This window comes from Streptomyces virginiae (assembly GCF_040638905.1).
Taxonomy (GTDB): domain Bacteria; phylum Actinomycetota; class Actinomycetes; order Streptomycetales; family Streptomycetaceae; genus Streptomyces; species Streptomyces virginiae_B.
The window spans coordinates 407,567-434,239 of record NZ_JBEZYV010000003.1 but is presented as its reverse complement, the minus strand read 5'-3'; the positions used below and the strand labels follow the sequence as shown (position 1 = coordinate 434,239).

Below are 26,673 nucleotides of genomic sequence, written 5' to 3'. Positions count from 1 at the left end.
TCGGCTCGGCGCCCGCGGGCATGTCGCGGCCAGGCGGGCAAGGTCGCGCCTCGTCCTGCGGGGACACTCCGCCGTGTCCCCGCCCCACGGCAGGGCTCCGACAGTGCCCCGACGACGCCCGGGCCGACTGGGCGGTTCCCGGAGGGTGCCCGACGCTTGGGGAGCGGGGCCGGGGAGGGGTGTCCCCGCAGGACGAGCGCGCAACCACCGAGCACAACCGCGATGGCCCGCACGCGCCGAGCCGAGGAGACACCCCTCCCCGGCCCCGCGGACCCGCCCGCACCGCGCCCGTATCCCGATCCACGGACTGGTCCGCATGACGATCCGAACCCGCCCGCCCCGCCGCAGGAAGGGCCCCGCGGACCCGCCCCCACCGCGCCCGTAACCCGCCCCGCAGACCGGCCCGAACCCGGCCGCCCCGCCGAGGGAAGGGCCCCGCGGACCGGCCCGCAGGACGACTCGAACCTGCCCGCCCCGCTGAGGGAAGCGCAAGGGCGCCCCGCGTGGGCGGGTTGACCACTTTCCGCCGTTAGCCGGGACCGGCGGAAGGGCAGGGATGGACCGTCCGCCGGGGCGCCCCCGGCGGTGGGGCGGGGAGGGGTGCGGCGATGCGGCGAGCGATCACGAGCGGCTCCCCGCTGCCCGCGCCCGCCGGCCCCGGGCCGGACCCCGACCGGCGATCCGGCCGCATGCCGCACACGGACTCCGCTCACGGCCCGGACCCCGACCGGCAGCCGGGCTCCGCCCAAGGCCCGGGACCGGGCCGGGCGGAGGGGGCCGCGCGACACCCCGCGGGGCACGCGCACGCGGCCCGGCACGCCCGCAACGCCCCCTGGCCGTACACCCGGCTCGACGTCGCCGCCGCGCGGGCCGCAGGCCATGCGCCCCATCCCATCCGGCAGTTCGTGCTCAAAACCCGCAGCCGCTGCAACCTCGCCTGCACCTACTGCTACGTCTACGAGATGGCCGACCAGGGCTGGCGCGACCAGCCCGTCGCCATGACCCCCGCCACCGCCGCCCGCGCCGCCCAGCGGATCGCCGAACACGCCGCCGCCCACGACCTGCCCCGCGTCGACCTGGTCCTGCACGGCGGCGAACCCCTCCTCACCGCCCCCGCCGCACTCGCCGCACCCGTCGAAGCCGTACGGGCCGCCCTCGCCGCGACCGCCCCCCGCACCCGGATCACCGCCACCGTCCAGACCAACGGCACCCTGATCACCCGCGGCCGCCTCACCGCCCTGGCCGCCGCCGGGATCCGCGTCGGCGTCAGCCTCGACGGCGGGCTGGCCGCGCACAACACCCGCCGCGTCGACCACGCCGGACACCCCGGCTTCAGCGCCGCCGCCCGCGGCCTGCGCCTGCTGGCACGCCACCCGGACAGCTACGCAGGGGTGCTCTGCGTCGTCGACCTCGACCACGACCCCGTGGAGACGTACGAGTCCCTGCTCGCCTTCGCCCCGCCCACCGTCGGGCTGCTGCTCCCGCTCGCCAACTGGAGCGCCCCGCCGCCCCGCGGCCCCGGCCGGCGGCCCGGCGCGCCGGGGACCCCGTACGCCGACTGGCTCCTCGCCGTCTTCGAGCGCTGGTGGCACGACGGGGAACGACGCACCCGCATCCGGCTCTTCGAGGAGATCATCGCCCTGCTGCTCGGCCTGCCCGCCACCACCGAGACCCTCGGGCTCGCGCCCGCCGCCACCGCCGTCATCGAGACCGACGGCTCCATCGAACAGGCCGATTCACTGAAATCCGCGTACGAGGGGGCCGCCGCCACCGGCATGGCCCTCGACACCCACAGCTTCGACCAGCTCCTCGACCACCCCGGCTTCGCCGCCCGCCAGCTCGGACGCGACGCGCTCGCCGCCGACTGCCGCGCCTGCGAACTGGTCGAGGTGTGCGGCGGCGGCCACTACCCGCACCGCTACCGCGCCGGCGAGGGCTTCCGGCAGCCGTCCGTCTACTGCGCCGACCTCCAGGTCCTGATCCGGCACATCGCCACCGCCGTCCAGCACGCCGCGGCCACAGCCGCCGGCCGCCGCCGCGCCGGCGCCGCCCACCCCACGGCCGCCCACCCCCCGGCGGCCGCCTCATGACCGCCGCCCTCGCCGCCTTCACCGTGTCCTCCCACACGCTGCGCGCCCTCGCCTCCACCGAGCCCTCCACCGAAGGCACCCGCCTGGTCCGCGACGTACGCCGCTCCAAGCGCCTGGTCCTGCTCCGCGCCGTCCTCGACGCCGCCCCCTGCGGCCGGTCCGGCCGGACCGCCGACCACTGGGCCCTGCTGGAGGAAGCCGAACGCCACGACCCGGCCGCCGTACGCGACGTACTGCACTACCCGGCCACCGGCGTGTGGGCCGAGGAGACCCTGCGCCGGCTGCACGCCCCCTTCGGCCCGCCGCCGGACCTCGCCCACCTCGGCGCGCTCGCCGCGGCCGCCGCCCTGCGCTCCGGGATCCCCTTCACCCACACCCTGCGGCCGGTGCACGGCCGCCTCGCCCTGCCCACCCTCGGCCTGCTGCGCCCCGACCGCCCCGGCCCGGTCGTCCTCACCGAACGCTCCTGGGACCCCGACGACCCCGCCACACTGCCCCTGCACGCACTGCCCGGAGGCCGCACCGCCCTCGACGACCTCGACCCCTACCGGGCCCCGGGCTCCGCACAGCCCGCCCCCCTGCGCCCCGCCCGCCGCCTCACCCCCAAGGGCCACAAGCGGTGGGACACCCAGTGGTCCGGGGCCCTCACCCTGCTCCAGCGCTATGACACCGTCCGCGCGGAGGAGACCGTACAACTGCTGCGCTCCCTCGTACCGCTCGCCGGAGGCTCCCGCTCCAACGGCGCCACCCTCCCCGCGGCCGCCGGCTCCGTACTGGCCCGCGCGCAGGCCCCGCCCGCCCTCGCCGCGACCCTCGTCCACGAGGTCCAGCACGGCAAACTCACCGCCCTCGCCGATGTCCTGACCCTGCACACCGCCGACGCAACGCCCCGCCACTGGGCCCCCTGGCGCAGGGATCCCCGCCCGCTGGAGGGACTCCTGCACGGCACCTACGCCCACCTGGCCCTCGCCGGCTACTGGCAGCGGGCCGCCCTTTACGGCGCCCGCGGCGCCTGGGCCCAGCACGCCCGGATCCGCGCACAGGTCGCCGCCGTCCTGCCCGCCCTGCGCGCACACGACCGACTGACCTCCGCCGGCCGGGAGTTCACCGACGCGATGGCCGCCGCAGAACGGGCCATGGACGACCTCCCGCCCCCCGGCGACCAGCACGCCGCGGCCCGCCGAGCCGTCGACCGCGAGCGCCGCGCCTGGTGCGAGGCACACCCCCAACTCGCGCCGTTCGCACAGGTCTGACGGACCGTCCGCTGCGGTACCTTTTCAGTCCCGTCCACTGCCCGCAGCCCAGGGAGACGGCCGCATGACCACCGGTAGCCGGCAGGACCGCGAATCGGCGCAACAGCCCCAGCAGCCACTGCAGCCGTCCCAGCCCCAACAGCCACCGCAGCCGTCCCAGCCCCAGCCCCAGCGGCCGCAGCGCTTCGTCATCAGCTTCGCCGGCTTCAACCGCCCCTGGGCCGTGTGGATCGCCCACCGCCTGGAAGAACACGGCCACCGCGTCACCCTCCAGCGCTGGGACCCGCAGAACAGCCCCGGCCTCACCCAGGCCCTCGACGACCTCGCCCGATCCGGCAGCCGCGTCCTCCTCGTCCTCAGCGAACGCTACTTCTCGGCCGGCACCCACACCGACGAGGAGTGGAACACCGCCCTGCGCGCCGTCACCGACGACCACCCGGACCGGTTCGCCGCCGTCTGCCTCACCGACGCACCCCTGCCCAGTGCCGTCGCCGTCCTGGAGAAGACCGACCTGTGGGGCCTCGACGCGTACGAGGCCGAATACCGGGTATTGCGCCGCCTGGAACTCCCCACCGAGCGCATCGGCACCGAAACCGGCCGCCGCGGCCCCCGCTTCCCCAACGACCCGCCCGAGATCTGGGGCCGCGTCCCGCGCCGCAACCCCCGCTTCACCGGCCGCAACGACGTCATCGGCACCCTGCGCCAAGCCCTCGCCGAAGCCCCGCCCGGCGCGTCCACCGTCACCCTCCTCGGCCTCTCCGGCGTCGGCAAGACGCAGGTCGCCACCGAGTACGCCTACCGCTTCGCCTCCGAGTACGACGTCGTGTGGTGGGTCCCCGCCGAAGACCGGCCCACCCTCCGCGAGCGCCTCGCCGACCTGGCCCCGGCCCTCGGCCTCCCCCGCGGCGCCGGCAGCTACGGCGAGCAGATCCGGGCCGTCCTCGAAGCGCTGCGCCGCGGAGCCCCGTACGGCCGCTGGCTGATGGTCTTCGACGGCTGCGACAACCCCGACGACCTCATCGACCTGCTGCCCGCCGGCGGCGCCGGCGACGTCATCATCACCTCCCGCAACCGCGAATGGGCCGCCCGGCACACCAGCCTCGTCGAGGTCCCCCTCTACGCCCGCCCCGAATCGATCACCTTCATCCGCCGCCGCGCCCTGCGCCTCACCGCCGACGAGGCCGACCAGCTCGCCGAGGCCCTGGAGGACTACCCCCTCGCCCTCGACCAGACCGCCGGCTGGCTCGCCGACTCACCGCTGCCCGTCGGCGACTACCTCGATCTGCTCCAGCGCCGGATGGACTCCCGCGAGGCCGTCACCCTCTCCGAGGACTACCCGCTGCCCTTCCCCACGGCCCTCGCCATACTCCTCAACAACGTCCGGGAGAACTTCCCCGACGCCCTCGCCCTGCTGCGGCTCTTCGTCTTCTTCGCCCCCGGCCCGGTGCCGCTGCGCCTGCTGCGCGAGTTCCCGGCCGACGACGTGCCCGAACAGCTCGCCGGACTCATCAACGACCAGATCCGCTGGAACGCCGCCCTCAACAAGCTCGTCCAGTTCTCCGTCGTGCGGCTGGAGTACTCCGACCTCCCCGTGGAGGAGGGCGGTGGCGGGCTGGAGACCGTACAACTGCACCGCATGGTGCACGGCATCGTCCGCGAGAACCTCTCCGAGGACGAGGCCGAACCCCTCGCCCGGGCCGTCCGCCAGGTCCTCGCCGCCGCCGACCCCGGCCGGCCCTCCGACTCCCGGCTCTGGCCCCGCTACGCCGAACTCGTCCCCCACCTAACCCCCTCCGGGGTGATCACCAGCAGCAACCCGCGCATCCAGAACTTCCTGCTGCACTGCCTGCGCTACCTGATCCTCGCCGGGGAGTACCGCACCTGCCTGCGCCTCTGCGAGGAGACCGACCAGATCTGGCGGGCCCGGCTCGGCGAGGACCACCCCAAGGTCCGCGAGCTGAGCTACCAGTACGGCAACTCGCTGCGAAACCTCGGCCTGTTCCGCCGGGCCGAGACCCTCACCAGGGCCGTCGCCGACCGGCTCACCGGCGAACGCGGCGACCAGGACCTGGAGAGCCTGCGCGCCACCAGCGCCTACGGCGGCGTCCTGCTGTGCATCGCCAAGTTCGAACCGGCCCGCGAGATCTTCGAGCACTGCCTGGCCACCTACCGCGAGCTCCTTGGCGAGGACGACTCCATCACCCTCGACGCCCAGAACAACCTCGCCGCCACATACCGGCTGCTCGGCCGCTACCAGGACGCCTACGACCTCGACCTCGACACCCTGCGCCGCCGCGAACGCGTCCTGATGCCCCTGCACATCTCCACCCTCGCCTCCGGCATCGCCTGCGCCATGGGACTGCGCCTCATGGGCCGCTACCGCGAGGCCCAGACCCGGCAGGAGCAGGGCGTCAAGCTCAACACCCAGGTCCTGGGACTCGGCCACCCTCAGACCCTGCGCGCCGAACACAACCTCGGCCTGTGCCTGCGCCGCTCCGGCGACATCCCCGGCGCGGGCCTGCGGCTGCGGACCGTCTGGGAGCGGGCGACGCGCGTCTTCGGCGTGGACTACCCCTGGACGCTGATGGTCGCCTCCGACTACGCCACGTACCTCAGGGAGTACGGGGACATCGGCGAGGCCCGCCGCATCTCCGAGGACGTCGTCCGCGGCTACCAGTCGCAGCTCGGCCTCGCCCACCCGTACAGCATCGGCACCGTCGGCAACCTCGGCCTGGTCCTGCGCGCCCAGGGGGAACGCGCCGAGGGCCTGTCCCTCGGCGAACAGGCCCTCGTCGGCATGCGGGGCGCGCTCGGCGCCCGCCACCCCTGGACGCTGGGCTGCGCCCTCAACGCCACCGGCCACCGCAACATCACCGGGCGGCTGGAGGACGCTCTGGACCTGAGCCGCGAGACGCTGCGCACGGCCGAGCGCGTCCTGGGCCCCGACCACCCGATGACGCTGAGCGCCCAGATCGCCCTGGCGGCGGACCTGCGGTCCGTACGGGAGGACACGGAGGCGGGCAAACACGAGGAGGCCGGCATCAAGGGCCTGACCCGCACCCTGGGCCCGCAGCACGTGCACACGGTGTCGGCGAAACAACGTGCCCGCCCCTACTGGGACTTCGAACCGCAGCCGTAGGGCGGGGTCCGGGCGGGGCGGTATCAGGGATGTGCTGGGGGATCGAGCAAGAGACGGGGCGGCCAGCGATGCGCGGGCGGAGCCGAGTGCGCCCCAAATCGCTACGCGCTCCTCGCAGACGGCGTCTGCGAGCCCCTGGGGCTGGGCATAGGCCGCCATCGATCGCTACGCGCTCCTCGACGACGGCGTCCGGCCCTTGTTCGGGGCCGGCACGTACGTTGACTCGGGTGCGGTTCGGTCGGACGGGAAACCCTCAGCACGTCACTGACCATCGCCCCAGTGGATCCCACTTCCCCCAACAGGCCGGAAGGCCCGGCCCCCTGACGGGGTGCCGGGCCTTCCGGGCTGTTGCCAACACGCCGAGGCTTACGCCTCGAAGACCTCGTTCAGCAGGAGCTGCTGCTCCGCCTGGTGGCGCTTCGCGGAGCCCACCGCCGGGGACGAGCCGTGCGGGCGCGAGATGCGCCGCAGGCGCTCGCCCGCCGGGACGTCCGCACCGACCGCCAGGTCGAGGTGGTCGATCAGGTTCAGCGCGATGAACGGCCACGCACCCTGGTTCGCCGGCTCCTCCTGGGCCCAGATGTACTTCGCCGCGTTCGGGAACTTGGCGATCTCGGCCTGGAGCTCCGCACCCGGGAGCGGGTACAGGCGCTCGATGCGGATGATCGCGGTGTCCGTGATGCCGCGCTTCTCGCGCTCGGCCTCCAGGTCGTAGTAGACCTTGCCGGCGCAGAAGACGACCTTGTTGACTGCGTTCGGGTCGACCGTGCTGTCGCCGATGACCGGACGGAACGAACCGGTCGTGAACTCCTCCGCCTTCGACGCCGCAGCCTTCAGGCGCAGCATCGACTTCGGGGTGAAGACGATGAGCGGCTTGTGGTGCGGGTTGTGGACCTGCCAGCGCAGCAGGTGGAAGTAGTTCGACGGCAGGGTCGGCATCGCGACCGTCATGTTGTCCTGCGCGCACATCTGGAGGAAGCGCTCGGGACGCGCGGACGAGTGGTCCGGGCCCTGGCCCTCGTAGCCGTGCGGGAGGAGCAGCGTGACGCCGGAGGTCTGGCCCCACTTCTGCTCGGCCGAGGAGATGAACTCGTCGACGACGGTCTGCGCGCCGTTGACGAAGTCACCGAACTGGGCCTCCCAGAGGACCAGCGCGTCCGGGCGGGCCAGCGAGTAGCCGTACTCGAAGCCCATGGCCGCGTACTCGGAGAGCAGCGAGTCGTAGACGTTGTAGCGGGCCTGGTCGTCGGAGAGGTAGAGCAGCGGCGTGTAGTCCTCGCCGGTCTCCCGGTCGATGAGGACCGCGTGGCGCTGGCCGAAGGTGCCGCGGCGGGAGTCCTGGCCGGACAGCCGGACCGGGGTGCCCTCCATCAGCAGCGAACCGAAGGCCAGGGTCTCGCCCATGCCCCAGTCGATGGTGCCCTCGTCGATCATCGCCGCGCGGCGCTGCAGCTGGGGCAGCAGACGCGGGTGGACGGTGACGCCCTCGGGGATGGTGACCTGGGACTCGGCGATCCGCTTGACGACGTCCTGGGAGATCGCGGTGTTCACGGCGACCGGGAAGACGGCGGACGTGCCCGGGGCGGCCGGCGCGGAGACCGCGGGCTGCGTGGCGGCCTCGCGGACCTCCGCGAAGACCTTCTCCAGCTGGCCCTGGAAGTCCTGGAGCGCCTGCTCGGCCTCTTCCAGCGTGATGTCACCGCGACCGATGAGGGACTCGGTGTACAGCTTGCGCACCGAGCGCTTCTTGTCGATCAGGTCGTACATCAGCGGCTGCGTGAAGGCCGGGTTGTCAGACTCGTTGTGGCCGCGGCGGCGGTAGCAGATGAGGTCGATGACCACGTCCTTGTTGAACGCCTGGCGGAACTCGAAGGCCAGACGGGCAACGCGGACGACGGCCTCGGGGTCGTCGCCGTTCACGTGGAAGATCGGCGCCTCGATCATGCGGGCCACGTCGGTCGCGTACATCGAGGAACGCGAGGACTCCGGGGCGGCGGTGAAGCCGACCTGGTTGTTGATGACCACGTGCACGGTGCCGCCGGTGCGGTAGCCGCGCAGCTGCGACATGTTCAGCGTCTCGGCGACGACGCCCTGGCCGGCGAAGGCCGCGTCGCCGTGGAGCGCGAGCGGGAGGACCGTGAAGTCCGTGCCGCCCTTGTTGATGACGTCCTGCTTGGCGCGGGCGACACCCTCCAGGACCGGGTCGACCGCCTCCAGGTGGGAGGGGTTCGCGACGAGCGAGACCTTGATCTGCTCACCGTCGAGGCCGGTGAAGGTGCCCTCGGCGCCCAGGTGGTACTTGACGTCGCCGGAGCCGTGCATGGACTTCGGGTCGAGGTTGCCCTCGAACTCGCGGAAGATCTGCGCGTACGACTTGCCGACGATGTTCGCGAGGACGTTCAGGCGGCCGCGGTGGGCCATGCCGATGACGACCTCTTCGAGGCGGGCCTCGGCGGCCGAGTCGATGACGGCGTCGAGCAGCGGGATGACGGACTCGCCGCCCTCCAGGGAGAAGCGCTTCTGGCCGACGTACTTCGTCTGCAGGAAGGTCTCGAAGGCCTCGGCGGCGTTCAGGCGGCGCAGGATGCGCAGCTGCTCCTCGCGCTCCGGCTTGGTGTGCGGGCGCTCGATGCGGTCCTGGATCCAGCGGCGCTGCTTCGGGTCCTGGATGTGCATGAACTCGACGCCGGTGGTGCGGCAGTACGAGTCGCGCAGCACGCCGAGGATGTCGCGCAGCTTCATCATGGACTTGCCGGAGAAACCGCCGACGGCGAACTCGCGCTCCAGGTCCCACAGGGTGAGGCCGTGCTCGGTGATGTCGAGGTCGGGGTGCTTGCGCTGCTTGTACTCCAGCGGGTCGGTGTCGGCCATGACGTGGCCGCGGACCCGGTAGGAGTGGATCAGCTCGAAGACGCGGGCGGCCTTCGTGACGTCGTCGTCGTGGCTGGCGTCGATGTCGCGGTTCCAGCGGACCGGCTCGTACGGGATGCGCAGCGACTCGAAGACGGAGTCGTAGAAGTCGTTCTCGCCGAGGAGCAGGTTCGCGACGATGCGGAGGAACTCGCCGGAGGCGGCGCCCTGGATGACCCGGTGGTCGTAGGTCGAGGTCAGGGTCATGACCTTGGAGATGCCCAGCTTGTTCAGGGTGTCCTGTGAGGTGCCCTGGAACTCGGCGGGGTAGTCCATGGAGCCGACGCCCATGATGACCGACTGTCCGGGCATCAGGCGGGGCACGGAGTGGACGGTGCCCAGGCCGCCGGGGTTGGTGAGGGAGCACGTCACGCCGGTGAAGTCGTCCATCGTCAGCTTGCCGACGCGGGCGCGGCGGACGATGTCCTCGTAGGCCTGCCAGAACTCGAAGAAGTTGAGCGTCTCGGCCTTCTTGATGCCGGCGACGACGAGCTGGCGGTCGCCGTTGGGCTTCACCAGGTCGATGGCGAGGCCGAAGTTCACATGGTCGGGCTTGACCAGGGTCGGCTTGCCGTCCTTCTCCGCGAAGGAGTAGTTCATCGACGGCATGGCCTTGATGGCCTGCACCATCGCGTAGCCGATGAGGTGCGTGAAGGAGATCTTCCCACCCCGGGCCCGCTTGAGGTGGTTGTTGATGACGATGCGGTTGTCGAACAGCAGCTTCACCGGGACGGCGCGGACGGACGTGGCCGTCGGGACGTCGAGGGAGGCGTTCATGTTCTTCGCGACGGCAGCCGCCGGGCCGCGGAGCGTCACCAGCTCGGGGCCCGCGGGGGCCCCAGCGGTGGGCGCGGCCTTTTGCGGGGCTACGGAGGCGGGGGCGGGCGCGGCCGGTGCGGCGGCCGGGGCCTGGGAGGTGACAGTCACAGCAGGGGCACCAGAGGGGATGGCAGGAGCAGGGGCAGGAGCTGACACAGGCGGAGGAGTCGGCGTCGCGGTGGGCGCGGGCGCGGCGTCCGCCGCCCCCGTGGCGGCGTCGGCGACCTGCGGGGTCCGGGCGACGGCGGTGGCGGCCTGTGCGGAGGCGCCGTCCGTCGGCGTGGACTTCTCGGAACCGGCCGACGTCACCGGAGCGGCGGCGCCCCCCGGCTTGTAGTCGGCGAAGAAGTCCCACCAGGCCCGGTCGACCGATTGCGGGTCCTGGAGGTACTGCTGATAGATCTCGTCGACGAGCCACTCATTCGCGCCGAAGCCTGAGGCAGGGTTCTTCCCGCCCTCTGCTGCTTCGGTCGTGGTGCTCGAGTTACTGGGGGACTGTGGCGACACGGCGGCAACCGCCCTCTTCCGCTTCACAAGGTATGGACAGCGGGAATAAAGGCTACGCCTCCTCGGCCGCTGCATGCAGGCCGGGCGGGACTTACGTCGTGTAGGTCACATCGAACGGCGGGTTTCATGACGTGGAATGGCGGGAAACCAGCCTGGTTCGGGTAGGGGGCACCCAGGTTGCGGCCCCCTTGGCTTCGCACCCCTGACGGACCCCGGCTACGTGTGGCCGAGATCATGTCCTTCCCAGTCGAACCCTACGTCAACGCGGCACCTATGAGCTGCCCGGAAGGGTGACGTGGATCCGGCAGCCGCGTGCCGATTCGGCCACCCCGATCCTGCCGCCGTGCAGCTCCACGGCCCAGCGGGCGATCGCCAGGCCCAGTCCGGTGCCTCCGTCGCCGCCACGGGCGCTGCCCCGGTTGAACCGCTCGAAGACCCGGTGCCGCTCGGCCTCCGGGATGCCGGGGCCCTCGTCGTGGACCTCCAGCACCAGCCCGCCCGGCGCCTCGCCCGCCCGGGCCCGGACCGTGACCCGGCCGTGCGGGGGGCTGTGCTTGACCGCGTTGTCGATCAGATTGGCCACCACCTGGTGCAGGCGTTCGGCGTCCGCGTAGGCGCACAGCTCCGGCGGGAACACGTCCAGGTGCAGGTGCACGTCGTTGCGGGTGTGCCCGCCGGAGCCGGAGAGCAGCCCGGGCCGGCCGGCGGCGGCCAGCCCCGACTCCTTCAGCACCCCGGACAGGTACGGCCACACCTCGAAGCGGCGGGCCTTCAGCGGCACCACGCCGTTGTCCACCCGGGACAGGTCCAGCAGGGTCTCCACGAGCCGGCCGAGGCGCTCGGTCTGCTTGAGCATGGTGCGCATGGTCTCCGGGTCGGCGGCCGAGACGCCGTCGACGACGTTCTCCAGCACCGCCCGCAGTGCGGCGATCGGGGTGCGCAGCTCGTGCGAGACGTTGGCGACGAGCTCCTTGCGGTGCCGGTCCACGGCCTCCAGGTCGTCCGCCATGAGGTTGATCGTGGAGGCCAGGTCGCCCAGCTCGTCGCGGCGTCCGGCGCCCCGCACCCGACGCGTGTAGTCGCCGTGGGATATCGCCCGGGCCACCGTGGTCATGTCGTCCAGCGGGGCCGTCAGGCTGTGCGCCACGAACTGGGTGATCAGCATCGAGGCGATCACCGAGAAGACGGTGATGAACCGCAGCTCGGTGTCGGTGCGCAGGGCCACCAGCAGCAGGCCGGTGGTGATGAAGACCGAGACCACCACGAGCGTGCCGAGCTTGGTCTTGATCGAGAACGGCGAGAAGGGCCGCAGCCCTCCGGTGGGCCGCTGTCGCTGGCGCTGCCCCTCCGCCCGGCCGTTCACGGCTGGGCCGGGGTCTCCAGGGCGTACCCGACGCCGTGGACCGTACGGATCCGCTCTGCGCCGATCTTGCGCCGCAGGGCCTTGATGTGGCTGTCGACCGTACGGGTCCCGGACGCGTCGGCCCAGTCCCAGACCTCCGCCAGGAGCTGCTCCCGGGAGAGCACCGCCCGCGGGGTCCCGGCCAGGCACACCAGCAGGTCGAATTCGGTGGGGGTCAGGTGGACGTCCTCGGTCTGCACCCGGACCCGGCGCTGCGCGTGGTCGATCTCCAGGTCGCCCAGGCGCAGGGTGGCGCCGCGCGGGGTGTGCGCGGCGATCGTCGCCCGCTCGACCCGCCGCAGCAGTACGTGGACCCGTGCGGCCAGCTCGCGCATGGAGAACGGCTTGGTCATGTAGTCGTCGGCGCCGACGCCCAGTCCGACCAGCATGTCCGTCTCGTCGTCCCGGGCGGTGAGCATCAGCACCGGCACCGGGCGCTGCGCCTGGACCCGGCGGCAGACCTCCAGCCCGTCGAAGCCGGGCAGCATGACGTCGAGGACCAGCAGCTCGGGCAGCCAGCTCTCCGCCGCGGCGACGGCCGCAGGACCGTCGGTGGCCGTCTGTACCTGAAAGCCCTCGGCGCGCAGCCGGGCCGCGATGGCCTCGGCGATGGTGCGGTCGTCCTCGACGACGAGCACACGCCGCTGGGCGCCGGGTGTTGCCGCGGCGCCGGTGTGGGTGGTGTGTGTCTGTTCCATGTCCGCCCCTGAAGATCCCGCTGAATGGGGTGCAGCGTAGAGGAGGCTCCGGCCTGCGGCTACGTGGGGTTCGGACACGGCATATGCGCTGGACCTGAGTAAATGGAATGGGATGTACCGGGTGTCGGACCCCCCGCGGGACCGGCACCCGGCGGGTGGGACGGTCAGCTGCCCCACCGGCTGTGACCTCGTCGGATCCTTGTTGGAGGGGACCTACAAGGCCGGTCCGCGGCCGTGCGGGAAGACCGGCTCGTGAGTGTCGTTCGGCACATCCGGCCGGGAGGCGGCGACGGCGGCCGTGGAGCGGGGCAGCCCGAAGGGCAGCCGGCCCCCGCCTGCGGCCCGGCCGGAGGCCACGTCGAGCAGTGCCGCGTCCGAGGCGCCGTAGTCGGCGATCAGCGCCGCCGCCCGTTCGGCGATCTCCGCGTGTGCAGGCGCCGCGTACGAGCTCGCCGGTCAGGCGGGCGTCGGAGCCGGAGGTGCTGGACCGGCGGGCCCGGCGGGGTCCGCCCGGCTGGGCCCGGAGCTCAGCGTGCCGTGAACGGCGGCAGCGCGTCCGCGACCCGCTCCAGGGCCGGCGGCAGGGACCCCTGCTCACCGGCGACCTCGTACCCGCCGTGCGCGAAGGTGTGGAAGAACCCGTCGTAGATCTTGGGACCGCCCGTCGCGATCCTGGGCAGACGGGCGAAGTCGGCCTCCCGGAGCGCCGTGCGCAGGGCCGTCAGCTCCTGCTCCGACAGTTTCCCGGTGCCCTCCGGCTGCGCCTTCCCGTCCAGCCGGGACCACGAGCCGTCGCCCTTCACGACGAGGGTGTGGGTCTCGCCGGCGAAGCCCCCGCTGCGGGTGACCCGGACCAGGGTGTCGGCGGGGGCGGGAACCGCGCTCGGGCCGGTGCCGGTGCTGGGGGCCGGGCTCGCAGCGGGGCCGGCGCCCGTACCCGTACTCGCGGCCGGTTCCGCGGAGCCCCTCGGCGGCGCGTCGTCGCTGCCACCGGAACCGGACGGTCCGCACCCCGCCAGGACCACCGCACCCAGAAGTACCGAAACCACCGCCCGGAACGCGCGCACACCCACCTCCGCAGCCACTCGGGTCCACCCCCGAGTATGGAGTCCGCACCCCCGATCCGACAGCTTCAGGAGGCCGCCATCCGCCGCATCGCGCCATGGCGCCTGCTCCCGCCGCTGCTCGCCGCGGTCCTCGGCCTCTGGGGCCTGGAGCGGGGCGGCGGCATGTGGCGCGACGAGTCCGTCACCTGGCAGGTGGCGCACCGGTCGCTCGGCGGGATGCGGAACCTCCTCGGCCAGGTCGACGCCGTGCACGGCCTCTACTACGTGATCATGCACGGCGTGTTCCAGGCCTGGGACGGCGGCCTGTGGGCACTGCGGCTGCCCTCCGTCGCCGCCACCGCCCTCGCCGCCGCGGGCGTGGCCGCCGTCGCGCACCGGCTCGTGGGGGATCGGGCGGCGGTCGTCGCCGGCTGCGTGTACGCCGTGCTGCCCCCTGTCCAGATGTACGCGCAGGAGGGCCGCTCGTACGCGCTGGTCGCGGCCGCCGTGGTGTGGGCGACGTACCTGATGCTGCGCGAGCGGTGGGCGGCCTACACCGCGGTGCTGCTGATCGGCTGCTGGCTGCACGAGTTCGCCGCGCTCGCGCTGCTCGCCCACGCCTTCACCGCCCGGCGCTCCCGCGGCTGGCGGCGGAGCGCCGCGACCGTCGTCGTCCTGCTGCTGCCGCTCGCCGTGGTGAGCGTGCGTCAGGCGCACCAGCAGCTCGGCTGGCTGGGCAGGCCGAGCTGGCAGGACTGGGCCGCCTACGCGGTCGTCGCCGCCGCCTCCCTGCTGCTCGCGCGGGGCGCCCCGAAGGACCTCGTACGGGTGGCGCTGCCCCTGGTCCTGCTGCCGCCCGGACTGCTGATGGCGATCTCACTGCTCAACCCCTGGTACGTCGACCGGTACGTGCTCTACGCCCTGGCCGGGACCGCCCTGCTGGCCGGTGCACGAGCGGCCGCCGCCCGCGGATGGCGGCCGTGGGCGGCGGCGGTCGCCCTCCTCCTGCCGTTCGGCCTGTGGTCGGCGTGGCTGCGCACTCCGGAGAGCCGCAAGGACGACGTCCTCGCGGTGGCCGCCGCGGTACGGGAGCGGGCCCGCCCGGGGGACGCGGTGGTGTTCATGCCCTCCCGCAGGCGCGAGTGGCTGCTGTCCTCGCCGGACGTCTACGCGGGCCTGCGCGACCCCGCCCTGGCCGCCTCCCCGGCGGCCTCGCACACCCTTCAGGGCACCGAGCTGCCCCCGGAGCGGATCCGCGCGGCCCTGCTCGCGTCGCCCCGCGTGATCGCCCTGCTGGACCCGGAGGGCGAGCCGCTGGACCCGTATCCGCGCGAGGCGGTCAAGCGGGAGGTGCTGGCGGGCTCGTTCGACCTCTGCTCGGTCACCGGGGTGCGCGGTGCCCGGGTCGCGGTCTACGCCCGCCCGGGCGGCTGCCCGGCCCCCTGACACGGACGGGGCGAACCCGCCCCGCGGCGGGGGCGGTCGCACGCCGGGCGGGGCCGCGCCGGAGGATGGGGGCGACCGCGTCGCACAGCCGGCGGGCCGCGCCGCCCAGGCGGGGCGGGTGCGGCCCGCCGAGCCTCCAGGAGGTGCCGTATGCCCACGCCCGACCGCCCCGAGTCCCGCCCGCCCGGGCCCGCGAACCCCGGACCGCTGGTCGGGGCCGACTGGCTGGCCGCCCGACTGGGCGCCCCCGGACTGGTCGTCTTCGACGCCTCCGTCGGCGCCCACCGCGCCGCAGGCCGCCGTATCCCGGGCGCCCGCCCCTTCGACCTCGACGGAGCCCTGTCCGACCACGCGGCGCCCGCCCCGCACACCATGCCCGGGCCCGCCGAGTTCACCGAGGCGCTGCGCTCCCTCGGCCTCGACGACACCGACACCGTCGTCGTCTACGACGGCGCCGGCGTCTACTCCAGCGCCCGCGCCTGGTGGATGCTGCGCGCCATGGGCTTCGACCGGGCCGCCGTCCTCGACGGGGGACTGCCCGCCTGGACGGCCGCCGGCCTGCCCGTCGAGGCCGCCGCCCCGGAGTACGGGGGTCCGCACGGCACCTTCACCGCCCGGCCCCGCGCGGGGCTGCTCGTCGACGCCGAGGACATCGCCGCGGCCCTGTCCGACCCGGCCGCTGCCGTCCTCGACGCCCGGACCCGAGAACGTTTCGAAGGCACCGCCCCCGAACCCCGTCCCGGCCTGCGCGGCGGCCACATGCCGGGCGCCGTCAGCCTGCCGTTCGGCGAACTCCAGCGCCCCGACGGCCTCATGCGCCCGGCCGGGGAACTCCGGGCGGCCTTCGCGGCGGCCGCGGGCGGACGCGAACGCCTCCGCTTCAGCTGCGGCTCCGGAGTGACCGCCTGCGTGCTGGCCCTCGGCGCCGACCTCGCCGGCTACCGGGACCTGGCGGTGTACGACGGCTCCTGGAGCGAATGGGGCCTGCCCTCACCGCTGCGCCCGGTCGCCACCGGCCCGGGCGCGGGTGTGGACACCGCCCCGGGATCAGCCGAAGACGACCGACCGCACCTTCAGGCGCTCTGACGCCCCGCCGGTGTACGGCCGCAGGCGGAAGGAGGGCCCCTCGCAGTTGGTGTCGGCGAAGACAGTGGCCCAGGCGTCGGTGCGGTTCCTCGGCGAGTGACCGGGCTCGGGGTTCTCCTGGCCGACGCCGGGCAGGTTGATGCACTGGCCGTCCGCCGGGTCGTTGAGGAAGCCGGAGGCGTCGTAGCCCTCGACGGTCACGTACTCGTAGCTGAACCGCCCCGAGGCGGCTGAGGCGGAGGCCGGGACGGCGACGAGGAGCAGGGCGGCGCCGAGAACGGCGGTGAAGGCGGAGCGGAGACGCATCAGCTGGTCTTTCTGCGAGGGAGAACACTGCCGCAGCCACCTCTGCCCGTACGCGTGGCCCGCATCCGCGCATCACGCGTACGGATGAGGAGGAAACGACCCTGCTCCGCCCGAACGGCCGAGGCCGGCCGCACGCCGGGGGCCCGGGGGCCCGGGGGCCCGGGGGACAACCCGACACCGGATCCGGGTGCCGGCCCCATCGGCCGCGCGGCGCCGGCGCCGGAGGATCGGTGCATGACGTCCCACACCACGGCCCCCCGGGCCGCCCGCGCCGCGGCCGTTGCCCTCGCGGCCGGCCTCGTCCTCGCCGGATGCTCCTTCGTCGACGGGCCGCGCAGGACGGCGAGCGCCGACACCACGGTCACCGAGGCGGTCTCCGCCGTCGAGGTGACCGGCACCCGGGCCGGGTCGATCGAGATCACCCCCGGGGCCGGTCCCGGCGTCACGGTCCGCCGCACCGTCCACTACCGCGGCGACACCGCCCCCACGCCGGGCCAGCAGGTCAGCGGGGGCGTGCTCACCTTCACCAACGGCTGCTCCGCAAGCTGCTACATCGACTACCGCCTGGAGGTCCCCGCCTCCGCGAAGGTCACGCTGGAGAGCGACAGCGGCGACATCACCGTGACGGGCGTGGCCGCCGCCGAGGTGGAGGCCGACTCCGGCGACGTCCGGGCCGAGGACATCGCCGGCCCGCTGAAGATCCGTACGACCTCCGGAGAGATCACCGCCACCGGGCTGGCCGGCCCCGCCACGTCGGTGCGCTCCGACTCGGGCGACGTCCGCCTCCACTTCGCGAAGGCCCCCTCCTCGGTGCTCGCCGAGACCACCTCCGGCGACGTCGGCCTGAAGGTGCCCGCGGCCCCCTACCGGCTCGCGGTCTCCACCACCTCCGGTGCCCGCGACGTCACCCTCCCCGACGACGCCTCGGCCCCCTCCCGCCTCTCGGCGAGAACCACCTCGGGCGACGTCCGCATCTCCCCCCTGAACGGCTGAACGGCTGAACGGCCCCGGTGGGCGCCGCCGACCCTTGCACGCGTCCTGGCGCCCTGCGCGTCCGTGAGGCCGACGGCGACGCCCTCCTTCCCGTCGAGGCCGGGAGCCTCGTCACCCATCGGGTGAACGCCCTGTGCGGAAGGACGAATCCGGCTGTCCCGAAGTGCGTTCGCCCCGGGCGAACGGGGGTTGGGGAACATCGGCAGGCGCACATGCATTGAGTCGGCATAGCTCAACTTCACTGCCGGAGGGAAGATCATGGCTTCGACGTCCCTAACGCTCACCCTGCCCGTGCTGCCGCTCGACGACGAGGTCGTGCTGCCCGGAATGGTCGTTCCGCTGGACCTGTCCGACGCCGAGGTGCGCGGGGCCGTCGAGGCCGCCCAGGCCGCGGCGGGCAGCGGGAAGCCCCGGGTGCTGCTCGTGCCGCGGATCGACGGGAAGTACGCCGCGACCGGTGTGCTCGGAACCGTCGAGCAGGTCGGCCGGCTCTCCGGCGGCGACCCCGGCGCGCTCATCCGCGGCCTCGGGCGCGTCCGCATCGGCGCCGGCACCACCGGGCCCGGAGCGGCGCTCTGGGTCGAGGGAGAGACCGTGGACGAGACCGTCCCCGATCCGCTGCCGGGCGCCGTCGCCGAACTCGTCAAGGAGTACAAGGCGCTCGCCACCAGCTGGCTCAAGAAGCGCGGGGCCTGGCAGGTCGTGGACCGCGTCCAGCAGATCGAGGGGGTCTCCGCCCTCGCCGACAACTCCGGATACTCGCCGTTCCTGACGGTCGAGCAGAAGGTCGAACTCCTGGAGACGGCCGACCCGGTCGCCCGCCTCAAGCTCGCCGTCAAGGCGCTCAGCGACCACCTCGCCGAACAGGACGTCGCCGAGTCCATCGCCAAGGACGTCCAGGACGGCGTCGACAAGCAGCAGCGCGAGTTCCTGCTGCGCCGCCAGCTGGAGGCCGTGCGCAAGGAACTGCGCGAGCTGAACGGCGAGAAGGACGGCGAGGAGTCCGACGACTACCGCGCCCGCGTCGAGGCCGCCGACCTCCCCGAGAAGGTCCGGGAGGCCGCGCTCAAGGAGGTCGACAAGCTGGAGCGGTCCAGCGACCAGAGCCCCGAGGGCTCATGGATCCGCACCTGGCTCGACACCGTCCTCGAACTGCCGTGGAACGAGCGCACCGAGGACCGGTACGACATCCAGGGCGCCCGGGCGGTACTGGACGCCGAACACGCGGGCCTCAGCGACGTGAAGGACCGCATCACCGAATACCTGGCGGTGCGCAAGCGCCGCAGCGAGCGCGGCATGGGTGTCATCGGGGGCCGCCGAGGGGGCGCCGTCCTCGCTCTCGTCGGCCCGCCCGGTGTCGGAAAGACCTCGCTGGGCGAAAGCGTGGCCCACGCCATGGGGCGCAAGTTCGTCCGGGTCGCCCTCGGCGGCGTCCGGGACGAGGCCGAGGTGCGCGGCCACCGGCGGACCTACGTCGGCGCCCTGCCGGGCCGCATCGTCCGGGCCATCAAGGAAGCCGGGTCGATGAACCCCGTGGTGCTCCTCGACGAGATCGACAAGGTCGGCTCCGACTTCCGCGGCGACCCCGCGGCCGCCCTCCTGGAGGTCCTCGACCCCGCCCAGAACCACACCTTCCGGGACCACTATCTGGAGGTCGAACTGGACCTGAGCGACATCGTCTTCCTGGCCACCGCCAACGTCCTGGAGGCCATCCCCGAGGCACTCGCCGACCGCATGGAGCTCGTCCGCCTCGACGGATACACCGAGGACGAGAAGGTGGTCATCGCCCGCGACCACCTGCTGCCCCGCCAGCTGGAGCGCGCTGGGCTCGCCGCCGACGAGGTGGTCCTGGAGGAGGACGCCCTGCGCAAGCTGGCCGGGGAGTACACCCGCGAGGCGGGCGTACGCACCCTGGAGCGGGCCGTCGCACGCCTGCTGCGCAAGGTCGCCGCCCAGCACGAGCTGGGCGAGCGGGAACTGCCCTACCGCATCGGGGCCGACGGCCTGCGGGCCCTGATCGGACGCCCGCACCACGTGCCGGAATCCGCCCAGGACCCGGCCGAGCGGCGCACCGCCGTCCCCGGCGTGGCCACGGGCCTCGCGGTGACCGGCGCGGGAGGCGACGTGCTGTTCGTGGAGGCCTCGCTGGCCGACCCCGAGACGGGCGCCGCCGGACTGACCCTCACCGGCCAGCTCGGCGACGTGATGAAGGAGTCGGCGCAGATCGCCCTGAGCTTCCTGCGCTCGCACGGCGCCGAACTGGAACTCCCGGTCGCCGACCTCAAGGACCGGGGCGTGCACATCCACTTCCCGGCCGGCGCGGTGCCCAAGGACGGCCCCAGCGCGGGCATCACCATGACCACCGCCCTCGCCTCGCTGCTCTCCGGGCGGCAGGTGCGCACGGACGTGGCCATGACCGGCGAGGTGTCACTGACCGGGCGGGTCCTGCCGATCGGCGGGGTCAAGCAGAAGCTGCTCGCCGCCCACCGGGCGGGCCTGACCACCGTCATCATCCCCAAGCGCAACGAGGCCGACCTGGACGACGTCCCGGCCGAGGTGCTGGAGGGGCTGGAGGTGCACCCGGTGACCGATGTGCGCCAGGTCCTGGAGCTCGCCCTGGACGGGGCGCAGGTGCCGGTCACGGCCGCCGCCTGACCCCTGGCCGAAGGGCCCGCTCCGGCTTCCGGACGGCCCGGGTCCCCGCTCCGGCGGGGCCCCGGGCCGTCCGCACACCCGCTGCGAAATACTGGGGCCCCCACCCACCGGGGTGCCACACATCGAACAAGGAGCGGGACGTGCACGGGAGTGAAGACCAGGAGTTCCTTGCCCTGGAGCGGGAGCTGTCCGTCTTCCTCCGGCGGGCACGCGCCTCCTCCGGGGAGATGGCCCGCGAGCTCCACCCCGAGCTGGAGCCCGCCGCGTACGGGCTCCTCGTACGCCTGGAGGCGGCCGGCCGGCAGCGGGCCACCGACCTCGCCGCCTACTTCGGGGTCGGCAAGGCCACCATGAGCCGGCAGCTGCGGGCCCTGGAGGTCCTGGGCCTGGTGGCCCGCGAGCAGGACCCCGCCGACGGGCGGGCCTTCCTCGTCGGGCTCACCCAGGAGGGACGCGAGCGGTTCCTGCGGGTACGGGGCGCACGGCGCGAGCAGTACATGCGCAAGCTCGCCGGGTGGGACCGCGGAGAGGTGGCCGAACTTGCCCGCCTGCTGCATCAGTTGAACGCCGGCGCCGAATAGGGCGACCCCGGCGCCGGGCGAGGGCGCCTCAGAGCTCCGCGTAGACCGCCGACGCGTCGTCGTGCCGCTTGTACCGGGCCGACGGGCGCGCCGGGTCGGACTCGATGGTGCGGACCCGGCCGATCAGCCCCTGCGCGCCCTCCTTCCGCAGCACCGTCATGCACTCGGCCCAGTCGCCCTCCCCGAACGTGTCCGTCCACCGGCTCGCCCCGTCCGTGAGCGCGGCCACCGACCGCACCCGGGAGCGCGGCGTGCGCCCCGTGACCGCCCGGGCCGCCACCGACGCGTCCGCGGCCGCCGTGAAGAAGCCGCCCTCGGCGTTGCGCAGGGCGTCCGTCGCGGCCACCGAGCGCAGCACCTCCCGCGGCACCCGGTCCAGCCGGTCGTCGAGCACCGCCGTCACCTCGCCCCCGGGCGCCTGGAGGAGCAGTACGGAGTCCGACAGCACGAGGTGTTCCACGTACTCCGCGTCCCAGCGGACCACGACGACCGTCGCCTGCGGGGTGCGTGCGTGAGAAAGGTCACACGTGCCGCGGTGGACCTCGGCCGTGGCGCGGACGGCTTCGGCCAGGATCCGGTCCAGCGGCATGTCCCGTCGCGATCCGGACAGTTCGGTCAATCGGCCGCCGAGCCGGGCCGCGAACCACGGCACGCCGTGCACGCACCCGTCCCCGTCCGCGGGCGGGGTGACTCCGTCCAGGACCACCAGGACCCCGCCTCCCGAAGCGGGCGCCGACGCCGACACCCAGTCCTCATTGGGGCGTTCCTGACTGCCGGGGGCCGTGGCGAGGTCGATGCGCATACGGACATTCTGTCCGGCGTGGGCCTGCGGACCCGGGTAGGTACGGACCAGAGGGGGGAGTGGCGGGCGGCCTGCGCGCGCAGCCTCCGGGCCCCGGCCCGGCAAGGCCCCGGCGCGGGACCGGCGATGTGGGCGGGGCATACTGCCAAAGGCCGCATCGATCTTTCAACCAGCTGTCCACGGAGCCGCTCTGGGGCCGGGTGCCCGAGTTGGTCGCCAACTCATCCGTGATGTTCACTCGTTCGAGTGGCCGGGTGGGCGATGTGCGGCTCTCTCCCCAACACGCTGCAAAGGTCTGAGGCGGTACGAGGGGGCAGGGGGCGTTTACTTGTTGACCGGCCGTTACCTCGGCCACACGAGTAGACGAGCAAAAGCACACGTACAGGATTGCGAGCACCGGTGCAGAAGAAGCGGTCTCGGAAGAACGGCACCGCCGCCGAAGGCCCGGCCCCCGCAGGACGCCGCGTCCGCGTGCGCAGCCGGCTGGTCGTCGGCGTCGCCGTCGCAGGGCTCACCGTCCTCGCGGCCGGCACCCCCGCCGTCGTCACGGCCGCGAGGGAGCTGAACGACTCCCAGCGGCTGGTCACTCTCGCGGAGCAGACCGGCCAGATCCTCACCCTCACGCACGTCCTCGCCGACGAGCGCGACGCCGTGGTCGAATACGCCGCCAAGGGCCGCCCCGGCGCGGCCAAGGCCGGCCTCCAGGACCGCGTCCTGCGCACCGACCGGCAGATCGCCGAGGCCGCGACCGAGGTCGACGAACCCCTCGCCATGGCCCTCGCCCGCGTCGCGGCCGTCCGCACCGAAGCCATCGACGGCAAGGGCACCGCCCTCGCCGCCCACCAGGCCTACACCGGCGTCATCACGGAACTCCTCGCCCCGGGCACCCGGCTCGCCGAGCTGACCCCGCCGCGCGCCGAGTCCGCCCTCGCCGCCACCCGCCCGCTGGCCCCCCTGGGCCAGGCCGTGGAACAGGCCTCCGCCACCCGCGGACTGCTGCTCGGGGCGCTGGCCGTCCCCCGCGGCGAGCAGCCCCCCGGCTCGGTCTCCGTCGACGAGCTCACCACCGCCGCCCAGCGCACCCGGGTACGGGAGCAGGCCGCCCTCGACGACTTCGCGCGCGTCGCCCGGCCCGACGTGCGCCAGACCCTCGCCGCCACCGTCACCGGCCCCGAGGTCAAGGCGGCCGACGACTACCTCAAGCGGCTCACCGACCGGCCCACCCTGACCGTCCCCGACCGCAAGACCGACGGCGCCGCCGTCGGCGCCGCGCTCACCGCCCGCATCGACCGGATGCGCACCGTCGAGGCCACCCTCGCCGGCCAGCGCGCCTCCGCCCTCGCATCCCTGCGCGACGACGACGTGACCCGGCTGGAGATCCTGGTCGCCCTCCTGGGCCTGCTCTTCATCGGCGCCGTCGGCTTCTCCACCGCCGTCGCGCGCTCGCTCACCCGCCCGCTGTCGGTCCTGCGGCGCGGCGCGGAGCGGCTCGCCACGCCCGAGGGCTCCGTGGAGCCGGTGCGGTTCACCGGCCGCAACGACGAGTTCGCCGAGGTCGTCCGGCACCTGAACGCCGTACGCGACCAGACGGTCTCCCTCCACACCCGGATCGCCGGGCTCGACGCGGACCGGCGCCGCATCATCGGCCGCAACGAGGCGCTCGCCTCCGGCCGCGAGGTGCTCGAAGAGGAACTGACGAAGCTGCGGGCGGGGCTGGAGGAGCATCGCCGCATCATGTCGACGACCTCCGTCTCGCTGTCGCTGCGCACCCTGGGCCTGGTGGAACGCCAGCTCGCCGTCATCGAGGAGCTGGAGTCCAAGGAACAGGACCCGGACCGGCTCGCCACCCTCTTCAAGCTCGACCACCTGGCGACGGTGATGCGCCGCCACAACGAGAACCTGCTGGTCCTCGCCGGGCAGGAGCACGGCACCGGGCAGGGGCTCCCGGTGGCGCTGGTCGACGTGATGCGGGCCGCCGTCAGCGAGATCGAGCGCTACGAGCGCGTCGACCTCGCGGCGCTGCCCTCGTACACGCAGGTCGCCGGACACGCCGCCGACGACATCTCCCACGTGCTGGCCGAACTGCTGGAGAACGCGACGACGTTCTCGCCGCCGGACGTCAAGGTGAAGGTGTCGGGCTGGACCCTGGACTCCGGCGACGTGGTGCTCTCCGTCATCGACGAGGGCATCGGCGTCACCGACGACCGCCTCGAAGCGCTCAACGCCCGGCTGGCCACGCCCGAGGCGTACGACGAGGAGCCCGAGGAGGAGCACGGCCTGGGCCTCGGCCTGTACGTGGCCGGGAGGCTCGCGGCACGGCACGGGGTCACCGCGGAGCTTCGCGGCGCGCGGCACGGGGGGACCGAGGCCCTGGTCGTCATCCCCGCCACGCTGCTGCCCGCCACCCCGTCGGCCTCGCCCGTCCACACCCTGGCCGCACCGGGCGCGCCCTCGCTGCACCTGCCCGGCGTGATAGCGGAGGCGAACGAGAACACGCTCCACGCCCGCCCGCGCGGCGCCCACGCCGCCCCCGAGGCCGAGGCCGAGGCCGCGGTCCCGGTCGCCGACGCCGCCGAACCGGTGGCCGTCCCGGCCGAGCCGGTCACGCCGGTCACCCTGGCCGAGGCCCTGACACCCCCCGCCGACCCCGCGGCCGGCGACCCGTCCACCACCACGCACGCCCCTCCGGCTGACGAGGTCTTCCAGGCGACCCATGCCACGGACACTCCGCCCGCCGACCAGGTCTTCACGGCGTCCCCGGCCGCGGACGCCCCGCCCGCGGAGCAGGCCTTCACAGCCGAGCCCCCCGCAGGGGATCCGGCCGACCAGGCGTTCACCGCGGCGGCCTCCGACACCCCACCCGCGGACCATGTCTGCACGGCGTCCCCGGCCACGGACGCCCCGCCCGCGGAGCAGGTCTTCACGGCGTCTCCGACCGCGGACGCCCCGCCCGCGGACGAGGTCTCCACGGCGTCCCCGGCCGCGGACGCCCCTCCGGCGGAGCAGGTCTTCACAGCCGAGCCCCCCGCAGGGGATCCGGCCGACCAGGCGTTCACCGCGGCCCCGGCCGCCGACACCCCGCCCGCGGAGCAGGCCTTCACTGCCGAGCCCCCCGCAGGGGACCACGCACACGCCCCCGCCGAGGCCGACTGGCTCCCCCGCCAGGGCAGCCACCCCGCCGACCCGTCCGACGGCGGCGGCCCCGTCACCGACAAGGGCCTGCCGAAGCGCACCCCGCGCACCGTCGCCGCCCCGCGCACGGAGGACGTACGACCCCAGCCGCCGCGCCGGGTCGACGCCGAAGAGCTGCGGCGCCGGCTCGGGGGCTTCTACCAGGGAGCCCAGGACGGCCGCCGCGTCGTCGCCGCCGAGCTCGCGCAGGACCGGGAGCCGGACCGGGGGCAGGGACAGAGCAAAACCGACCAGGGGGACAGCGCACAGGAGGCACGCACATGACCGCGCCCAGTACGTACGGACTGAGCACCCAGGCCCGCAACCTGCAGTGGCTGCTGACCGACCTGGTCGAGGAGGTGCCCGGCGTCAACTCCGTCGCCGTCGTCTCCTCGGACGGGCTGCTGCTCCTGTCCTCCGACCCCGGAGCGGGCGGCCCGGGCGAACCCCAGGCGACGCCGCGGCCCAAGGGCCCACGGGGGGCGTCCGCCGACCTCGCCACCATCGTCTCCGGCCTCGGCAGCCTCACCACCGGCGCGGCCGCCCTCATGGAGTTCGGCGCCGTCAAGCAGACCATGGTGGCGATGGAAAACGGCTCCGTCTTCGTCATGGCCATCAGCGACGGCTCACTGCTGGGCGTGCACGCCACGCCCGACTGCGACATGAGCGTCGTCGCCTACCACATGGCCCTGTTCGTCGGCCGCGCCGGCCACGTCCTGACCCCCGAAGTCCGCAGCGAGCTGCGCCAGTCGATGGAGAACACCCCGTGAGGAGACCGGCCGCCGACCGACTCCCGATACGCGGAGCCGACCGCCGACCCGCCCGCGTCCGCCCGTACTCCCTGACGGGCGGACGGACACGGTTCACCCAGGTCCTGCACGTCGAGACCTTCGTCGCCGCCCTGGACACCAAGGCGTCCGAGCCGCAGAAGCCCGACCGCATGCCCGAGATGCCCGCCATCGTCGAGGTGTGCCGCCGCATGCGCACGATCGCCGAGATCGCCGCGCTGCTGAAGCTCCCGCTCGGTGTGGTCCGCGTCCTCGTCAGCGACCTCGCCGACCAGGGCAGGATCCGTGTCTACGCGACGGGACACGGCACCGGCCGACCCGAACGCGCGCTGCTGGAAAGGGTGCTCGGTGGCCTTCGCCGTCTCTGACAAGCCCGTGGTCGACGACGAACCGGCACAGCCCTGGCAGTACGACCGCTCCCGCGCGCCCGTCGCCGTCAAGGTGCTGGTCGCGGGCGGCTTCGGCGTCGGCAAGACCACCTTCGTCTCCTCCGTCTCCGAGATCACCCCGCTGCGCACCGAGGCGGTGATGACCCAGGCCAGCGTCCCGACCGACGACCTGTCCGGCACCCCGGACAAGCACACCACCACCGTCGCCATGGACTTCGGCCGCGTCACCCTCGACGACGACCTCGTCCTCTACGTGTACGGGACCCCGGGCCAGGAACGCTTCTGGTTCATGTGGGACGACCTGGTGCGCGGAGCCATCGGCGGACTCGTCATGGCCGACACCCGCCGCCTGCGCGACTGCTTCCCCGCCCTCGACTACTTCGAGAGCTCCGGGCTGCCGTACGCCGTCGCCGTCAACCACTTCGAGGGCTCGCAGTCGTACGAGCCCGAGGACGTGCGCGAGGCCCTCAGCGTCCCGCCGCACATACCCGTGGTGATCATGGACGCGCGAGAGCGCCGGACGGTGATCGAATCCCTACTGGCGCTGGTGGGCCACGCCCTCGACAGCACTCCCGAACAGAGGACTTGAGAG

The 26,673-nt window shown here is 73.7% G+C and carries 18 protein-coding genes; 12 read left to right on the top strand and 6 right to left on the bottom strand.

Annotated features, from left to right (window positions below; all coding sequences use genetic code 11):
* The first annotated feature begins 608 nt into the window (after window positions 1-608).
* The 3 genes from AB0F82_RS07825 to fxsT all read left to right on the top strand — a co-directional run bounded on the left by AB0F82_RS07825 (window position 609) and on the right by fxsT (window position 6,482).
* Entirely contained in the window at window positions 609-2,090 is a 1,482-nt protein-coding gene (locus AB0F82_RS07825) for an FxsB family cyclophane-forming radical SAM/SPASM peptide maturase (protein ID WP_362624905.1), read from the top strand.
* Window positions 2,087-3,343: an HEXXH motif domain-containing protein gene (locus tag AB0F82_RS07820; protein WP_362624903.1), complete on the top strand. Its 1,257-nt coding sequence runs from the start codon at window positions 2,087-2,089 to the stop codon at window positions 3,341-3,343. The genes AB0F82_RS07825 and AB0F82_RS07820 overlap by 4 nt, the downstream gene beginning before the upstream one ends.
* 64 nt (window positions 3,344-3,407) lie before the next feature.
* Entirely contained in the window at window positions 3,408-6,482 is a 3,075-nt protein-coding gene (gene fxsT, locus AB0F82_RS07815; RefSeq protein WP_362624901.1) for an FxSxx-COOH system tetratricopeptide repeat protein, read from the top strand.
* A gap of 366 nt (window positions 6,483-6,848) precedes the next feature.
* On the opposite strand, the gene AB0F82_RS07810 is transcribed toward fxsT, so the two are convergent.
* The 4 genes from AB0F82_RS07810 to AB0F82_RS07795 all read right to left on the bottom strand — a co-directional run bounded on the left by AB0F82_RS07810 (window position 6,849) and on the right by AB0F82_RS07795 (window position 13,867).
* A complete protein-coding gene (locus tag AB0F82_RS07810; protein WP_362624899.1) occupies window positions 6,849-10,718 on the bottom strand; it encodes a multifunctional oxoglutarate decarboxylase/oxoglutarate dehydrogenase thiamine pyrophosphate-binding subunit/dihydrolipoyllysine-residue succinyltransferase subunit in 3,870 nt (1,289 codons plus the stop codon).
* Between the two features lie 271 nt (window positions 10,719-10,989).
* Complete coding sequence (locus tag AB0F82_RS07805) at window positions 10,990-12,030, bottom strand: HAMP domain-containing sensor histidine kinase (RefSeq protein ID WP_362624944.1); 1,041 nt, start codon at window positions 12,028-12,030, stop codon at window positions 10,990-10,992.
* A 47-nt stretch (window positions 12,031-12,077) separates the two neighbouring features.
* Window positions 12,078-12,818, bottom strand: coding sequence for a response regulator transcription factor (locus tag AB0F82_RS07800; RefSeq protein WP_030028984.1), 741 nt, complete (start codon window positions 12,816-12,818; stop codon window positions 12,078-12,080).
* Between the two features lie 527 nt (window positions 12,819-13,345).
* A complete protein-coding gene (locus AB0F82_RS07795; protein ID WP_362624897.1) occupies window positions 13,346-13,867 on the bottom strand; it encodes a hypothetical protein in 522 nt (173 codons plus the stop codon).
* A gap of 54 nt (window positions 13,868-13,921) precedes the next feature.
* Here AB0F82_RS07795 and AB0F82_RS07790 point away from each other — a divergent pair, with 54 nt between their 5' ends.
* Together AB0F82_RS07790 and AB0F82_RS07785 are read left to right on the top strand one after the other, a co-directional pair.
* Window positions 13,922-15,310: a glycosyltransferase family 39 protein gene (locus tag AB0F82_RS07790; protein WP_362624896.1), complete on the top strand. Its 1,389-nt coding sequence runs from the start codon at window positions 13,922-13,924 to the stop codon at window positions 15,308-15,310.
* A 150-nt stretch (window positions 15,311-15,460) separates the two neighbouring features.
* Window positions 15,461-16,396: a sulfurtransferase gene (locus tag AB0F82_RS07785; protein WP_362624894.1), complete on the top strand. Its 936-nt coding sequence runs from the start codon at window positions 15,461-15,463 to the stop codon at window positions 16,394-16,396.
* Here AB0F82_RS07785 and AB0F82_RS07780 read toward each other — a convergent pair.
* A complete protein-coding gene (locus tag AB0F82_RS07780) occupies window positions 16,358-16,702 on the bottom strand; it encodes a hypothetical protein (RefSeq protein WP_362624892.1) in 345 nt (114 codons plus the stop codon). The genes AB0F82_RS07785 and AB0F82_RS07780 overlap by 39 nt on opposite strands.
* Before the next feature lie 234 nt (window positions 16,703-16,936).
* Here AB0F82_RS07780 and AB0F82_RS07775 point away from each other — a divergent pair, with 234 nt between their 5' ends.
* The 3 genes from AB0F82_RS07775 (at window position 16,937) to AB0F82_RS07765 (ending at window position 20,931) form a co-directional block, all read left to right on the top strand.
* The gene (locus AB0F82_RS07775) at window positions 16,937-17,695 is read left to right on the top strand and encodes a DUF4097 family beta strand repeat-containing protein (protein ID WP_362624890.1); all 759 of its coding nucleotides are present in this window, start codon (window positions 16,937-16,939) and stop codon (window positions 17,693-17,695) included.
* 258 nt (window positions 17,696-17,953) lie between these two features.
* Window positions 17,954-20,350, top strand: coding sequence for an endopeptidase La (gene lon, locus AB0F82_RS07770; protein WP_362624888.1), 2,397 nt, complete (start codon window positions 17,954-17,956; stop codon window positions 20,348-20,350).
* A gap of 140 nt (window positions 20,351-20,490) precedes the next feature.
* Window positions 20,491-20,931 carry a MarR family winged helix-turn-helix transcriptional regulator gene (locus tag AB0F82_RS07765; protein ID WP_356815241.1) on the top strand — a complete coding sequence of 147 codons (441 nt, stop codon included), beginning with the start codon at window positions 20,491-20,493 and terminating at the stop codon, window positions 20,929-20,931.
* Between the two features lie 28 nt (window positions 20,932-20,959).
* Here the strand turns inward: AB0F82_RS07765 and AB0F82_RS07760 are convergent, their stop codons facing one another.
* Window positions 20,960-21,733 (bottom strand): hypothetical protein, encoded by a 774-nt coding sequence (locus AB0F82_RS07760; RefSeq protein WP_356815240.1) that lies wholly within the window; start codon window positions 21,731-21,733, stop codon window positions 20,960-20,962.
* A 399-nt stretch (window positions 21,734-22,132) separates the two neighbouring features.
* Between AB0F82_RS07760 and AB0F82_RS07755 the strand changes: the two genes are divergently transcribed.
* Genes AB0F82_RS07755 through AB0F82_RS07740 form a run of 4 tightly spaced genes read left to right on the top strand, consistent with a single transcriptional unit; the run spans window position 22,133 to window position 26,670 of the window.
* The gene (locus AB0F82_RS07755) at window positions 22,133-25,189 is read left to right on the top strand and encodes a sensor histidine kinase (RefSeq protein WP_362624885.1); all 3,057 of its coding nucleotides are present in this window, start codon (window positions 22,133-22,135) and stop codon (window positions 25,187-25,189) included.
* Window positions 25,186-25,674 carry a roadblock/LC7 domain-containing protein gene (locus tag AB0F82_RS07750; RefSeq protein ID WP_362624883.1) on the top strand — a complete coding sequence of 163 codons (489 nt, stop codon included), beginning with the start codon at window positions 25,186-25,188 and terminating at the stop codon, window positions 25,672-25,674. The genes AB0F82_RS07755 and AB0F82_RS07750 overlap by 4 nt, the downstream gene beginning before the upstream one ends.
* Window positions 25,671-26,060, top strand: coding sequence for a DUF742 domain-containing protein (locus AB0F82_RS07745; protein WP_356815237.1), 390 nt, complete (start codon window positions 25,671-25,673; stop codon window positions 26,058-26,060). Before AB0F82_RS07750 ends, AB0F82_RS07745 begins: the two co-directional genes overlap by 4 nt.
* On the top strand, window positions 26,041-26,670 hold the full coding sequence (locus AB0F82_RS07740; RefSeq protein WP_356815236.1) for a GTP-binding protein: 630 nt from the start codon (window positions 26,041-26,043) through the stop codon (window positions 26,668-26,670). Before AB0F82_RS07745 ends, AB0F82_RS07740 begins: the two co-directional genes overlap by 20 nt.
* Window positions 26,671-26,673 lie beyond the last annotated feature (3 nt).

What these genes read in the sequence shown, in the direction of transcription:
- AB0F82_RS07780 (WP_362624892.1), bottom strand. Translation starts at nt 16,702, where the DNA reads ATGCGTCTCCGCTCCGCCTTCACCGCCGTTCTCGGCGCCGCCCTGCTC.
- AB0F82_RS07750 (WP_362624883.1), top strand. Translation starts at nt 25,186, where the DNA reads ATGACCGCGCCCAGTACGTACGGACTGAGCACCCAGGCCCGCAACCTG.
- AB0F82_RS07820 (WP_362624903.1), top strand. Translation starts at nt 2,087, where the DNA reads ATGACCGCCGCCCTCGCCGCCTTCACCGTGTCCTCCCACACGCTGCGC.
- AB0F82_RS07785 (WP_362624894.1), top strand. Translation starts at nt 15,461, where the DNA reads ATGCCCACGCCCGACCGCCCCGAGTCCCGCCCGCCCGGGCCCGCGAAC.
- AB0F82_RS07790 (WP_362624896.1), top strand. Translation starts at nt 13,922, where the DNA reads ATGGAGTCCGCACCCCCGATCCGACAGCTTCAGGAGGCCGCCATCCGC.
- lon (WP_362624888.1), top strand. Translation starts at nt 17,954, where the DNA reads ATGGCTTCGACGTCCCTAACGCTCACCCTGCCCGTGCTGCCGCTCGAC.
- AB0F82_RS07760 (WP_356815240.1), bottom strand. Translation starts at nt 21,733, where the DNA reads ATGCGCATCGACCTCGCCACGGCCCCCGGCAGTCAGGAACGCCCCAAT.
- AB0F82_RS07800 (WP_030028984.1), bottom strand. Translation starts at nt 12,818, where the DNA reads ATGGAACAGACACACACCACCCACACCGGCGCCGCGGCAACACCCGGC.
- AB0F82_RS07825 (WP_362624905.1), top strand. Translation starts at nt 609, where the DNA reads ATGCGGCGAGCGATCACGAGCGGCTCCCCGCTGCCCGCGCCCGCCGGC.
- AB0F82_RS07775 (WP_362624890.1), top strand. Translation starts at nt 16,937, where the DNA reads ATGACGTCCCACACCACGGCCCCCCGGGCCGCCCGCGCCGCGGCCGTT.
- fxsT (WP_362624901.1), top strand. Translation starts at nt 3,408, where the DNA reads ATGACCACCGGTAGCCGGCAGGACCGCGAATCGGCGCAACAGCCCCAG.